At 55.1% G+C, this 13,776-nt stretch carries 11 protein-coding genes; 4 read left to right on the top strand and 7 right to left on the bottom strand.

Translation table 11 applies throughout. The features are described from left to right. Window positions 1–12: 12 nt before the first annotated feature. Window positions 13–924, bottom strand: coding sequence for a DUF808 domain-containing protein (locus V4835_RS09125; RefSeq protein ID WP_331411997.1), 912 nt, complete (start codon window positions 922–924; stop codon window positions 13–15). Window positions 925–1,102: 178 nt separating this feature from the next. Here V4835_RS09125 and yedA point away from each other — a divergent pair, with 178 nt between their 5' ends. Beyond that, window positions 1,103–2,017: a drug/metabolite exporter YedA gene (gene yedA / locus V4835_RS09120; protein WP_331411996.1), complete on the top strand. Its 915-nt coding sequence runs from the start codon at window positions 1,103–1,105 to the stop codon at window positions 2,015–2,017. On the opposite strand, the gene V4835_RS09115 is transcribed toward yedA, so the two are convergent. The 3 genes from V4835_RS09115 to V4835_RS09105 form a co-directional block, all read right to left on the bottom strand. Beyond that, window positions 1,989–2,480 (bottom strand): very short patch repair endonuclease, encoded by a 492-nt coding sequence (locus tag V4835_RS09115; RefSeq protein WP_331411995.1) that lies wholly within the window; start codon window positions 2,478–2,480, stop codon window positions 1,989–1,991. The two genes, yedA and V4835_RS09115, sit on opposite strands and share 29 nt — an antisense overlap. Then, a complete protein-coding gene (locus V4835_RS09110; RefSeq protein WP_331411994.1) occupies window positions 2,461–3,876 on the bottom strand; it encodes a DNA cytosine methyltransferase in 1,416 nt (471 codons plus the stop codon). The genes V4835_RS09115 and V4835_RS09110 overlap by 20 nt, the downstream gene beginning before the upstream one ends. 61 nt (window positions 3,877–3,937) lie before the next feature. Then, the gene (locus tag V4835_RS09105) at window positions 3,938–4,639 is read right to left on the bottom strand and encodes a phosphohydrolase (RefSeq protein ID WP_331411993.1); all 702 of its coding nucleotides are present in this window, start codon (window positions 4,637–4,639) and stop codon (window positions 3,938–3,940) included. 284 nt (window positions 4,640–4,923) lie between these two features. Here V4835_RS09105 and ompC point away from each other — a divergent pair, with 284 nt between their 5' ends. Then, window positions 4,924–6,057 carry a porin OmpC gene (gene ompC / locus V4835_RS09100; RefSeq protein WP_331411992.1) on the top strand — a complete coding sequence of 378 codons (1,134 nt, stop codon included), beginning with the start codon at window positions 4,924–4,926 and terminating at the stop codon, window positions 6,055–6,057. A 56-nt stretch (window positions 6,058–6,113) separates the two neighbouring features. Here ompC and V4835_RS09095 read toward each other — a convergent pair whose 3' ends face one another. Beyond that, entirely contained in the window at window positions 6,114–6,977 is an 864-nt protein-coding gene (locus V4835_RS09095; protein WP_331411991.1) for an N-acetylmuramic acid 6-phosphate etherase, read from the bottom strand. 164 nt (window positions 6,978–7,141) lie between these two features. On the opposite strand from V4835_RS09095, the gene V4835_RS09090 reads away from it, so the two are divergent. Continuing rightward, a complete protein-coding gene (locus tag V4835_RS09090; protein ID WP_063143643.1) occupies window positions 7,142–8,758 on the top strand; it encodes a sensor histidine kinase in 1,617 nt (538 codons plus the stop codon). Next, window positions 8,755–9,474 carry a two-component system response regulator DcuR gene (gene dcuR / locus V4835_RS09085; RefSeq protein WP_023336197.1) on the top strand — a complete coding sequence of 240 codons (720 nt, stop codon included), beginning with the start codon at window positions 8,755–8,757 and terminating at the stop codon, window positions 9,472–9,474. The genes V4835_RS09090 and dcuR overlap by 4 nt, the downstream gene beginning before the upstream one ends. Here the strand turns inward: dcuR and V4835_RS09080 are convergent. Both V4835_RS09080 and V4835_RS09075 read right to left on the bottom strand, forming a co-directional pair. After that, entirely contained in the window at window positions 9,455–10,417 is a 963-nt protein-coding gene (locus V4835_RS09080; RefSeq protein ID WP_331411990.1) for an FAD:protein FMN transferase, read from the bottom strand. The two genes, dcuR and V4835_RS09080, sit on opposite strands and share 20 nt — an antisense overlap. Window positions 10,418–10,511: 94 nt before the next feature. Continuing rightward, window positions 10,512–13,292, bottom strand: a complete 2,781-nt coding sequence (locus V4835_RS09075) for a flavocytochrome c (protein ID WP_331411989.1) — start codon at window positions 13,290–13,292, stop codon at window positions 10,512–10,514. Window positions 13,293–13,776 lie beyond the last annotated feature (484 nt).

The following is a 13,776-nucleotide window of genomic DNA, read 5'->3' as shown; positions in this document are numbered from 1 at the left end:
AGCGGGTAACAATTAGTGCGACGCGCCGCGTAGTTTTTCAACCAGCTTCACCGCCGCAACCACGATAGCGCCAATGATAAAGCCCAGCACCAGATTCAGCAGCGTCGGCAGGATCGCCGCGACAACGGCCCCCTGCGCCGAGGAAAAATGCTCGATAGCATGGTGCAGCGGAGCGATACCGTGAACCACGATCCCACCGCCCACGAGGAACATCGCCAGCGTGCCTACCACCGACAAACTCTTCATCAGCCACGGGGCCAGAACCAGCAGGCTTTTGCCGATGCCTCTTGCCACCGCGCTCGATTTCTCCTCCAGCCAGTAGCCGATATCATCCAGCTTCACGATAAGTCCCACCAGGCCGTAGACGCCGACGGTGACCAGAATGGCGATACCGGAGAGGATCAGGACCTGATTCAGGAGCGGCGCGTCAGACACGATGCCCAGCGTAATGGCGACAATCTCCGCGGACAGGATAAAGTCGGTCCGAATGGCGCCTTTGACCTTATCGCGCTCGAAGGTTTTCGGATCCTGAGCGGCCAGCGCTTCAAGACGCTGCTGGCGCATCTCCGGCGTATCGCTCTCTTTGCGCGCGCTAAAGGAGTGCAGAACCTTCTCCACGCCCTCGAAGCAGAGAAATGCTCCGCCAATCATCAGCAATGGCGTGATGGCCCAGGGAATAAACGCGCTGATCAGCAGCGCCAGCGGTACCAGAATCACCTTATTCAGGAAGGAGCCTTTTGCCACGCCCCACACAACCGGCAGTTCACGGTTAGCCCTTACCCCACTCACCTGTTGGGCGTTAAGCGATAAATCATCTCCCAGCACACCTGCGGTTTTTTTCGCCGCCAGTTTACCCATCACTGAAATGTCATCCAGTAAGGTGGCAATATCATCCAGCAATGTTAATAAGCTACTTCCTGCCAAAATCTTAATCCTTCATTTTTTGGTAATTAGGTGAATAGTATGGAGCAAAAGCGCAAACCCGGAAACAGGCACCTTACGTCAACAAAAAATTCACACCAGCTACACAATTAAAGGGCTCGCCAGCGCGATAGTTTTCGCGTTTACTATCAGCGACCTTTTTATTTCGTCGTGAGGGATTATGCGTTTCCGGCAATTGCTACCGCTTATTGGGGCACTATTTTCGCTGTACATCATCTGGGGTTCAACCTACTTTGTCATTCGCATTGGCGTGGAAAGCTGGCCCCCACTGATGATGGCGGGCATCCGCTTCCTCTCGGCTGGCGTGCTGCTGCTGGCCTTTCTGCTGCTGCGCGGGCACAAGCTTCCCCCGCTGCGCCCGATGCTGAATGCCGCCCTGATCGGCCTGCTGCTGCTGGCGGTGGGAAATGGCTTTGTCACGATTGCCGAGCACCAGAACGTACCGTCCGGGATCGCCGCCGTGGTCGTTGCCACCGTACCGCTGTTTACCCTCTGCTTTAGCCGTCTTTTCGGTATCCGTACCCGCAAGCTGGAATGGCTGGGGATTGGTATTGGCCTGGCCGGGATCATTCTGCTGAATAGCGGCGGCAACCTGAGCGGGAATCCGTGGGGCGCCGTCATCATCCTGATTGGCTCGATGAGCTGGGCGTTTGGTTCCGTCTACGGTTCGCGTATCGAACTGCCGGCCGGCATGATGGCAGGGGCGATTGAAATGCTGGCCGCCGGAATTGTGCTGCTGCTGGCCTCCACGCTGACGGGAGAAAAGCTGACGACCCTGCCGCCATTGTCGGGCTTTCTGGCGGTAGGCTACCTGGCGCTGTTTGGCTCTATCATCGCCATTAACGCCTACATGTTCCTGATCCGCAACGTCTCCCCGGCAGTCGCCACCAGCTATGCCTACGTCAATCCGGTCGTGGCCGTGCTGCTTGGGACAGGATTGGGCGGAGAAACGCTCTCTTCTATTGAATGGCTGGCATTAGGGGTGATTGTTTTTGCCGTCGTGCTGGTCACCCTTGGCAAATATTTGCTGCCAGCAAAACCGGTGGTCACGCCTTGCGAGGTGGAGAAACCTTGAGCAGGTGAATACCCTGCGTGTCGATCTGCGCGGTCTGGCCGCCGCCGCAGATCCACTCTTCCAGCCGTTCGGTCAGATCGGCATCGTTCAGTTTTAATCTGCCTCTCAGCGCGCACTCCCAGACGATCAGTACCCGCCAGCCCTGCGCAATCAGCGTGCTGAGATCCCGGCTGTCACGCTCGACGTTCTTGCCAATTTTATCCAGCCAGAAATCGGTGCGCGTCGCGGGGACTTTAAACAGGTAGCAGTCGTGGTGGTGCCAGAAACAGCCGTGGGTAAAGATGATGCACTGCCAGGCGTCGATGACGAAATCCGGACGGCCCGCAAGCGCGGGGTCCTGGACGCGGAAATCAAACCCCGCCTGCGTCAGCAGCCCGGCCAGGCGCTTTTCGATGGCGGTGTCACGCGTGCCGATGGCACGCATGTTTTTGCTGCGCGTCGCCTTATCGTGAACATCCGTCATTGACGGCCTCACCCTGACGGAGTGCCACCGCCTGTCTGATGCGCGAGGCCAGCAGTTTGGCCACCGCCGCGAACGCGGGAACCACCACCGAATTACCAAACTGGCGGTACGCCTGGGTGTCTGAAACCGGAATGCGGAAGCGGTAACCCTGCGGGGTCTCAAAACCCATCAACCGGGCGCATTCCCGCGGCGTTAAGCGTCGCGGACGGTGACGCTGGTTGTTCGGATCGTCGAAATCTTTTTCACCCAGGGCCTTGTCCCAGCCTCTGTCGATCAGAATTTCCGCGCCGTCTTTATAGTAGCGAGCGGACAACGTGCGGGTTACGCTGTGCGGATCGTTTGGGTTTACCATCCCAAAACCGAATCCGTTGCCCTTCGCCTGATGCTTCTTGGCATAGCGGTAGAGATATTTCCACAGCACCGGGGTAAGGATAAATTTCGCATCAACGACAGGTTCCAGCAGGTCGGCCACGGTAGTACGGCGCTCGGGATATAAAGACGGGATATCCCGAAGGGTGAAATCGCCTTTCAGATTGAGATCGCGGCGGAAACCCACCAGCACAATACGTTCGCGATGCTGGGGCAGGAAATGTTTCCCATCAATGATTTTGGGATCGTCCGCGCCCATGTCCTGTGAATCGGCTACGTCATAACCCAGTTCATCCAGCGTTTGCATGATAATGCGGAAGGTTTTTCCGCCGTCGTGGCTCTTAAGATTTTTGACGTTTTCCAGCACAAAAATGGCCGGACGACGGGCGTCAATAATGCGCGCCACGTCAAAAAACAGCGTTCCCTGGGTATCGCAGGCAAAGCCGTGGGCGCGTCCGAGGGCATTCTTTTTGGAGACACCGGCCAGCGAGAAGGGCTGACACGGGAAGCCAGCCAGCAGCACGTCATGCGCCGGGATCGTCTGGCGAATATGCTCGGCGGCCTGTTCATCCGTTACGCCGCTTTTATGGCTCAGGGTCACATCGCGGATATCCGCGTTGAAATGATGCTCGTGCGGATCGCAGTACCAGTTGGCCTTGTAGGTACGCACGGCATGTTTGTTCCACTCGCTGGTAAACACGCATTGGCCACCGATAGCTTCGAAACCGTGTCGGATGCCGCCGATACCGGCAAACAGATCGATAAAGCGGAAGGCATAGTTCGGGTGCGCGGCAGAAGGACGCGGAAGCAGGTTTTGCAGATAACGAAACTCGCCTTCACTCAGGCGACGCCCTGCGCGTTCGCTGGTCAGCAGACGTTTAAGGATCGCCGGGCTCCAGTGGCTCTCGCCGTGCGCCACCAGCAGATTGGCCAGCGTTTTAGCATCATAGATATCCAACAGCTGGCGCAGTAACGCCTGCACCGTTGCCGTTGATTTCTCAGCCTGCTCAGGCGCGGGCTCTGTCACTGATCGATTTTCCTGCATTCTTTTAACCGGAGAATAAAGACTGGGAACAGATTACCACAGTTCAATTGCGCAAACTGCGACAGAAGCGGTTCAACACCTGGCTATCCAGCCCGATGCAGTCGCCGCGTAATTCGGCACTGAGTTTCGCCATAAACTGGATCAGGAAATCGGCATTGTGACGTGCCAGCTCGCGGCCCATTTCCGTTTGCATTGTATCAGGCAAGCGAAGCAGCTTGGTCTGAAAATGGTCAAAGGCAAACGCGCGATCGTCAAGGGTACGCGCATCGGCAAAGGGATCGTCGGCATCAAAAAGCGGCACGCCCAGCGCGCCCGAGACGGCAAAGACGCGCGCCAGACCGATAGCGCCTAACGCTTCCAGCCGGTCTGCGTCCTGCACGATTTTGGCCTCCACGCTCTGCGGCGCAATCCCGGCGCTGAAGCTGTGCGCCTCAATCGCGTGCGCGACGGCGGCAGCGTGCTCTGGAGGAAAGTCAGGGAAGTCGCGATGCAGGATGTCACACGTCTTGCGCCCTGCCAGCCGTGACGAGCGGCTGCGTTCGGGATGGTTTTTCGGCAGGCTGACAATATCGTGGAAGTAGCATGCGGTCAGGATCACCAGCGGCTCCACCGACTGGTGATCCATGATTTTTTGCGCCATCATCCAGACCCGACGAAAATGCGAAATATCATGTGCGGTATCGTCGGTGCTGTGGTTTTCCTCGAGCCAGCGCTCAAATCTCTGCTGCCACCGGGCAAGTTCCATCGTCATGTCCTGTTGTTTAAAAGAAGCTGAATTATAACACAGCCGAATTAAACCAATTTAAAAATAGAATTGCGAAATACTTAATAATAATTACATCACATAAATTCAATGAATTAATTCACCAGAAAAATAAAGAGATTAATAGAAATATTTTGCAATATTTCATCGAATTTAATTACATTTATTTTTGAAACTAAATGACATCTCCTGCAATAGTATCGACCCTGTAATTACGGAGGGTGATTACATATATTCATATAAATTATCTTTCAAGGGAATATATAATGAAAAGAAAAGTTCTGGCAATTCTGGTACCCGCCTTATTAATGGCAGGCGCAGCAAATGCGGCTGAGATGTACAACAAAAACGGCAACAAAGTTGACCTGTACGGCAAAGTCGATGCGCGTCATACCTTCTCTGACAACCCTGGCGACGATGGCGATGAAACCTATGTACAGGTTGGTTTCAAAGGCGAAACTCAGATCGCTAACGACCTGATCGGTTACGGCCAGTGGGAATACAAAACCTACGCTAACGATACCGAAGGCGCGGGTGACAAATCGTTTAACCGCCTGGCATATGCTGGCCTGAAATATGGCGAATACGGTTCATTTGATTATGGCCGTAATTACGGCGTCGTGTACGACGTTGAAGCCTGGACCGATATGCTGCCTGTATTTGGCGGCGACTCTTACACCTGGACCGATAACTTTATGAACGGTCGCGCTAACGGTCTGGCAACCTACCGTAATAGCGATTTCTTCGGTCTGGTGGAAGGTCTGAATTTCGCGCTGCAGTATCAGGGTGCGAACGAAGGCCAGGATGCAACAGAAGATCAGGAAGGCACCAAAAACGGTCATAAAGACGTACGCTTCCAGAACGGCGACGGCTTCGGCATGTCCACTTCCTATGATTTTGACTTCGGTCTGAGCCTGGGTGCAGCGTACTCCTCTTCCGATCGTACCAACAAACAGGTTGGATACGGTAAAAGCTACGAAGGCGTCGGTTTTGCCGGTGGTGAAAAAGCTGAAGCCTGGACCGTTGGCGCAAAATACGATGCAAATAACGTTTACCTGGCGATGATGTATGCAGAAACCCGCAACATGACGCCAATCGGTAACTTTGGCATCGCTAACCAGACTCAGAACTTCGAAGCGGTAGCACAGTACCAGTTCGACTTCGGTCTGCGTCCTTCCCTGGCATGGGTTTACTCAAAAGGTAAAGACCTGGACGGTAAAGGATTCAATCAGGATCTGGTTAACTACATCGACCTGGGCATGACCTACAGCTTCAACAAAAACTTCTCCACCTATGTTGATTACAAAATCAACATGCTGGACAACGATGAAGCGCTGTATGACGCATACGGTATTTCCACCGATGACATCGTTGGCATCGGCATGACCTACCAGTTCTAATCCCCAAAATACCAAAGGCCGCAACTGCGGCCTTTTTTACGTCTTCACGGTGTATATTATGGCGCTTCCTGCAGCGCCACGCGGATAAACCCGTTATTCTGCGCCAGCAGATCGTGGGCTTTCCACGCATCCAGTCCTGTCAGCACCATTAATATCGCCGTTTTACAGTGATGGTTACAGCTCTCGAGCGCGGCTTTTGCCTCCGCCCGGCTGCATCCCCCCGCTTCCATCACAATGGCGATTTGCCGTTCAGCCCATTTGGTCGTGCTTGCCTCAAGATCCACGCGCAGATTGCTGTAAACCCGTCCGGTCCGAACGGCCAGCCCGGTGGCGATCATCGAGAGGATCATTTTCTGCGCAATCCCCGCTTTGGTGTTGATATACCCTGCGACGACATCGGCACCCAGCTCCGGAGCGATAACCATGCTTGCCAGCTGCGCGGCTTCACTTTGCGCATCACCGGTAATAATGGCGACCGGTGAACCCAGCGACCACGCGTGCCGCATTGCTCCCCAGACCCACGGCGTTTTTCCGCTGACGGTCACGGCCAGCATCATATCGTGTTCACCAAACTTGATGGCCTGCAGATCGGCAACGCCGCGCTCGTAGCTCCCTTCCCCTTCTTGTGCCGTCACGGCAATCACAGGGGTTTTGCCCGGCGCATAGTCATCGGCAACCTGTTGAGCAACCCGCCCCGACGGCCCCGCGCCAACGATGACCAGGCGACCGCCGTGGCTGAGCGTCGCGGCGGCGTTGTCCACCACGCGGGCGAGAGTAGGTAAACAGGGGGTAATAGCAGCAGAAATGAGTGCATCATCCTGGTGAATGACTTTCAGCATGTCCAGCGTGGACAATCTATCAATATTCATCGTGCTGGCGTGCCGTCTTTCCTTGACCGAACCGGTAAGCATAATGCTCATAAACAGCCTCCTTATTATGAGTACCCATACACTATAAAGTGTTTTATATAGATGACCTGCGAGGGGGGTCACGAAAAGAGGACCAAATCCACGCCTTTACATGGCTTTAAGAAAAGCGCGTCATCAGCGATAATTACCCCTTTCTTAATCATCGCGGAGTGTTGATGAGCGATTTGCAGCCTTTCCTTCCGACGCGCAAGCGCCCCATGAAGCTGAATACCCTGGTCACGTTGATGGTGTGCGCGATTATTGCCTCTGTGCTGCTGGTGGTCTTTGCGCTCTACTCCGTACAAATCACCCGGGCGACCCGCGATGATGTTAAAGATACGGCTCTGGGTATCGCCCGCACCCTCGCCGACAGCCCCGAGATACAGCGCGGCCTGATGCAGGCACCGCAGGAGAATATTATTCAGCCCATCGCCCAGGCGGTGACGAAACGAAACGATCTGCTGTTCACCGTGGTTACCGATATGCGCGGGATCCGCTACTCTCACCCGAACGAGGCGCTGCTGGGGCTGCATTTTATCGGTGACGATTTAACCCCCGCGCTGGAAGGCAAAGAGAACGTATCGGTTAACCGGGGCGCGCTCGCCGAAGCGCTGCGCGTTTTTACGCCCGTCTACGACGGCCAGCACGAGCAGATCGGCGTGGTGGTGGTCGGTATCTCCCTCAATAAGGTTGAAGAGCAGATTGCCCGCGGGCGGCTAAACGCCGTCTGGACCATTTTATTCAGTATTTTTATGAGTTCGATGGCCATTTGGGGTCTGGTGCGGGTCCTGAAACGCATTCTGTTCGGACTCGAACCTTACGAAATTTCCGCCCTGTTCGAACAGCGTCAGGCGATGCTGCAGTCGCTTCGCGAGGGGGTGCTGGCCGTCGATATTCACGGGCGCGTGACGATGATCAACCAGACCGCCAGAGAAATATTGCTTCTCCCCTCCGGCAAGCAGACCGAAAACGCCAGCGCGCCCCTGCTGGCCAGCCTGCGTGAAGTCTCAAAAACGGGCGTCGCGCGCCAGGATCAGGAGATCAGCTGCAACGGACGGCTATTGCTGTGCAACATGGTGCCCGTTAAAAGTCAGGATCGGGTGATCGGCGCCATCACCACCTTCCGTGATAAAACGGAAATCAGCCAGCTGATGCAGCGTATTGATGGCATGGTTAACTACGTCGACGCCCTGCGCAGCCATACCCACGAGTTTATGAATAAACTGCATGTGATCCTGGGCCTGCTGCACATGAAGCGCTACGACAAGCTGGAAGAGTACATCATTCAGACGGCACAAAATTACCAGACGGATATCGGTACGATACAGAGCAAGGTAAAATCCCCGGTTATCGCCGGGTTCCTGCTGGGTAAAATCAACCGGGCGAAAGAAGCGGGCGTCACCCTGACGCTGGCGGATGAATGCCAGATACCGGATACCGCGAGTGAAGAGCAGGTCGCGGTGCTGATCACCGCGCTGGGTAACCTTATTGAAAACGCGCTCGACGCGATGGAAGGACAGCAGGAAGGTGAGATCGGCCTGCTGCTGCATTATCAGAACGGCTGGCTCAGCTGCGAAGTCAGCGACGATGGCCCCGGCATTGATCCCACCCAGCTGGAGGCTATTTTTACAAAGGGCTTCTCAACCAAAGGTGAAAACCGCGGCGTTGGGCTGTTCCTTGCTCGCCAGCAAATCCAGAACCTCGGCGGCGATATCACCGTCGAGTCTGAGCCGGGCGTATTTACCCAATTTTTTGTTCACATCCCCTGGGATAGCGAGAGGAATATCGCGTGATAAATGTATTAATTGTCGATGATGATGCCATGGTAGCCGACCTCAACCGTCTGTATGTCAACCGTGTTGAAGGTTTTAGCTGCTGCGGCGTCGCCTCCACGCTAAACCAGGCCGAGGCCATCATTAATAACCCCGGCCAGCCTGTCGATCTCGTGCTGCTGGATGTCTATATGCAGCAGGATAACGGGCTGGATCTGCTGCCCGTTATTCGCGCATCCGGCCGCCCAATCGATGTGATTATGATCTCGTCGGCTGCCGACGCCGCCACGATCCAGACCTCCATCCACTACGGCGTGGTGGATTATCTGATCAAGCCGTTCCAGTTCCCGCGCTTTGAAGAGGCGCTGAACGGCTGGAAGGCAAAGCACAACCTGATGGGCTCGCACCAGTATTATGAGCAGGCCGACGTCGACCGGCTGATCCACGGCGGGGCGCCGGAACTGGCGGACAGTAAAAAGCTGCCGAAGGGGTTAACGCCGCAAACGCTGCGCACGATTTGCCAGTGGATTGACGCTCACCCGGAGACGGAGTTTTCTACCGATGACCTGGCTAACGCGGTCAATATCTCCCGCGTGTCCTGCCGTAAATACCTGATTTGGCTCGCGCAAATCAACATTCTGTTCACCAGCATTCACTACGGTGCCACCGGGCGGCCGGTGTATCGCTACCGTCTCCAGCCGGAGCAGACCGGCCTGCTCAAGCAATACTGTCAGTAACGCGGTAGTCGTTATCCAGCAGGGTAAAGCGGAAGTGGTGTGCTGAAGAGAACACCACTTCTTTTGTTTTGGTCACAAAAATCGCTTCGATATCAGGACGGGAACGCAGCGCAGCGCAGCCTTTTTCAACGCCCATGCCGTACATCAGCGTGGTCCAGATATCGCCGTCGATAGAGTCTTTCGAAACAATCGTCACGCTGTCCAGCTCGTTGTCCAGCGGATACCCGGTACGCGGGTCGAGAATATGGTGATAGCGCCTGCCGTTTTTTTCGAAGTAGCGCTCGTAGGTTCCCGACGTCACGACGGACAGGTTCTCTACGGTCATCGTGCCGATCAGCGCGTCATCGGCGAACGGTTTTTTCAGCCCCACGCCCCACCCCCCTTCCGGCGAGCCCAACGTCTGGATGTTCCCGCCGAGGTTGATCAGCCCCAGCTCTGCGCCCTCTTTACGAAGGTAATCGCGCACCCTGTCGGCGATATAGCCTTTGGCGATGGCCCCCAGATCGATCTCCATCCCCGCTCTGGTCAGAAACACGCTGCTGCTGGCCTCATCAAGAAGGACATCTTCAGGACGGGTAATCGCCAGCAGCGACGCGATTTCATCGGCAGGCGGAACGCTGTCACCCTGAAAACCAATTTTCCAGCGCTTCACCAGCGGACCTATCGCCAGGTTAAACGCACTGTCCTTAAGCAGGCTTGCCGCTTTTGCACAGCGGATCAACTCAAACACCGGTCGGCTGACGGTAACCGGATGCTGGCCAGCGGCATGGTTGATGTCCATCACCTGCGAGTGCGCGCGGTTGACGGTGAGCAGATCTTCGTACTGTTTAATCAGGCGAAACACGCGGGACGCGAGGGCTTCGTCGTGGGAGAAGAGTTTCAGGAGAATGGGTGAGCCCATCAGGACGGCGGAGTAGCTGTAAACGCGATGGCTATCAGGCATAGCATGAGTCCTCAGATGTAGCCCCGGCAGGCACCGCGCCGCCGGGGAAAATGCCGGATAACGCTGCGCGTATCCGGCCTACAACACAGGGGTCTTACTGCTTTTTCGAACGCATAGCCGCCTGATGTCCTGCAAGCGTACCAAAAATAATGATATCTGCCACTGCGTTACCGCCGATACGGTTACCGCCGTGGATCCCGCCGACCACTTCACCGGCCGCAAATGCCCCTGGCAGCACGTTGTGGTTGCTGTCCAGCACGCAGGTTTCGGTGTTGATGGTCACGCCGCCCATGGTGTGGTGCACGCCTGGCGCAATCTGAATGGCGTAGAATGGCCCTTCGTTGATAGGCGCACGCAGCGCGGTGGTACGACCAAAATCGTCATCGTGCTGTTTTTCAACGAAACCGTTGTAACGTTCCAGCGTCGCGAGGAAAGCGTGGTGATCCATCCCCAGCGCCTCGGCCAGGGCTTTTGGCGAGCTGGCGCTGGTCACGAAACCTTTCGCGATGTACTCATCCGCGGCTTTGTTTTTGGCACGGACGTGCTCGTCAAAGACGATGTAAGCGTACTTCTCCGGCAGCGCGATGATTGACGCCGAGACTTTATCGCGGGTCGACATTTCGTTGTAGAAGCGTTCCCCTTTCTGGTTGACCAGAATCGCCCCGCCGCCGCGAATGGATTCGGAAATCAGGTACGAGGTATTCTGCTCAACGGTTGGGTGAATTTGGATTTCGCCCATATCCACGGTACCCGCCCCGATGCGCTCCAGCAGCGCGATACCGCCACCGGTTGCCCCTTTGTGGTTGGTGGTGACGAACCCTTCCAGATCCGGACGGTATTTGACCACCATCTGGCTGTTGGCGCTGAAACCACCGGTAGCGACAATCACGCTTTTGGTTGCCACGGTGACGGTTTCATTCTCTTCGGTGGTCAGACGTACGCCGGTCACTTCGCCGTTCTCGAAGATAATGTCGCTGACGGCGGTATCCAGCATCACCTCGATATTGCGTTTGTTGACGTTACGCACCAGGCCGCTGATCAGGTAGCCCCCCACCGCAGAACCGTCTTTTGGACGGTGAGTACGGTCGATGCTCATCCCGCCGGTGGTGGTGATGTCGTTCAGCATAATGCCGCGCGTTGCCAGCCACTCAATCGCCTGCGGCGCGTTCTCGACAAAGCGGCGCAGCAGTTCCGGGTTGTTCTTGTTGCCGCCACCTTTCAGGCTTTCCTGGTAGAACAGCTCTTTGCTGTCCTGAATGCCCTTCACGCGCTGGAAGCGGGTTTCGGCGGCGTTCATACCTGCAGAGGCTTTAATGGTGTTCCCGCCGATGGTTGGCATTTTCTCGACAATCAGCACGCTCGCGCCTTCGTCGTGAGCCTGAATCGCCGCCGCCAGACCGGCACCGCCGCTGCCGACAACGACCACGTCCACGCTGCGGGTTTCGTTCGGGTCAACGCCCTCTTCCGCAGCCAGCGCTTTGCTGGACTTCAGCATCGCTTTCGAGACCGCTTTCTTCACCGCTTCACTCTGGCTGGTTGCGCCGGTGATGGCATCCACGTGCGGGGTATTGGCGTCCAGAATGCGGGTACGGATCTCTTCAAAGCTGGTCACAAACTCAACGTCTTCGCTCGGGCCGGAGGCCAGCTCGATGTCCGCAATGCGGTCGGTTTCCAGGCTGACGTTAATCACCAGTTCGTTAGCGTCATCCTGTACTTTCTCAGCAAAGGTACCCGGTTTGAATTTGGATTCCCCCATGCTCATGTCGCGGATCATCGCTTCAACCAGCGAGAAACGCCACAGCGGTTCAGGAATGCTCAGCGCCTCGCGTTGGGTGCTGTCCATAAACAGCTCAAGGCTTTCGCCAGCGGCGATGCGGTCTGTCCAGTCCGGATAAGCGATGGTGGCGCGGCCAACGGCGATCAGGTCGTAACCGTGGTCCAGCGCTTCATTCACATCTGAAGAATTTACCACGCCGCCAACGCCCATGACCGGAACCTGAGCCAGCGTTTCAGAACGCATCGCACAGTATTTTTCGATAAGCGGAGTTGGGTCCTGGGTGTCGACAATGGAAGGACGCAGGGTCGCGCCGACGGAGAAGTGCAGGTAGTCCACGCCGCGCGCCGCCAGTTTTTCCAGCAGATACATGGTGTCGTCAAAGCGAATGCCCGGGACTTCCATCTCTTCAGGGGAGAAGCGGTAGCCAATAATAAACGCGTCGTCCGCGTACTGGCGCACCATTTTGTGGGTAATGTCCAGCACCGCCAGCGGGAACTTCGCGCGGTTATCGCGGCTGCCGCCCCACTCGTCGTCGCGCTGGTTAGAGTTCGGCGAATAGAACTGCTGAATCAGATAGGTGTTTGCGCCGTGGATTTCCACGCCGTCAAAACCGGCCTGGATGGCGCGGCGCACGGCCTCACCAAACTTGCCGATCATGCCTTCTACTTCTTCTGCGGTCATAGCAACCGGCGTTGCGGCACCTTCACGCGGCGCGGCTACGGCGCTCGGGCCAACCGGGGTACGGCCACCGATCAGTTTCGGGTCGACCATGCGGCCGCCGTGGTAGATCTGCAGCAGCGCCTTAGACCCTTTGGACTTAATGGCCTCTGCGATTTTCGCCAGCCCGGCAATTTTCTCGTCATTATCAATACCGATGGCACCCGGGAAGGCGAGACCGAGATCGTCGACGAAGCAGCATTCCACAATGATGGTACCAATGCTGCCGGAACGGGCCCGATAGTACTCCACCAGCTCGCTGGTGACGGTGCCGTCGTAGTAGCCGGTACAGGTTGTCATAGGGGCCATTAACAAACGGTTTTTCAGTTCAGTACCATTCGGTAATGTGAAGGGGCTTAGAATGCGTTCGTTAGTGCTCATAATAGAAACTCCAAACTTTTAAAAATTAAGAATTCGTTATCGGATTGATTTTTTATTTCGTCGTTATTTGCCGATGTCATGATATTAATATAATGATTTTTTTAGTTTCTAAAGTTATTACGTTAGTTAAAAAACTATTTAATCCCTGCAATAACAGAAATAACACATTGGTGTTAGCGATTGTAATTCAGCCATTCACAATAATTTAAAATTCGTTAAATGATTAATGGTAAAACCAATTCACCGACACACATTTAAAGCCTATAAAAACAACAAGATATGATTACACCGAAATCAATATTGTTAAGAAAATGATAAATAACACGTAAAAAATACGCAATACCCACATACGCCAGAGTGGTTATTAATAAAAGCATAAAAATAACGCTGCAATTCTATTTTTTTGATCGCGATCAATAGTTATGGCATTCAAAAGCGCAATATAAAAACATCATCATTTTTTAATTTAGCGCACACAAAAACG

The sequence above is a fragment of the Enterobacter cloacae complex sp. CARB60 genome, from assembly GCF_036487345.1.
GTDB lineage: Bacteria > Pseudomonadota > Gammaproteobacteria > Enterobacterales > Enterobacteriaceae > Enterobacter > Enterobacter asburiae_D.
The sequence above is the reverse complement of the archived record's forward strand: the minus strand, read 5'-3'. Positions and strand labels throughout refer to the sequence as shown.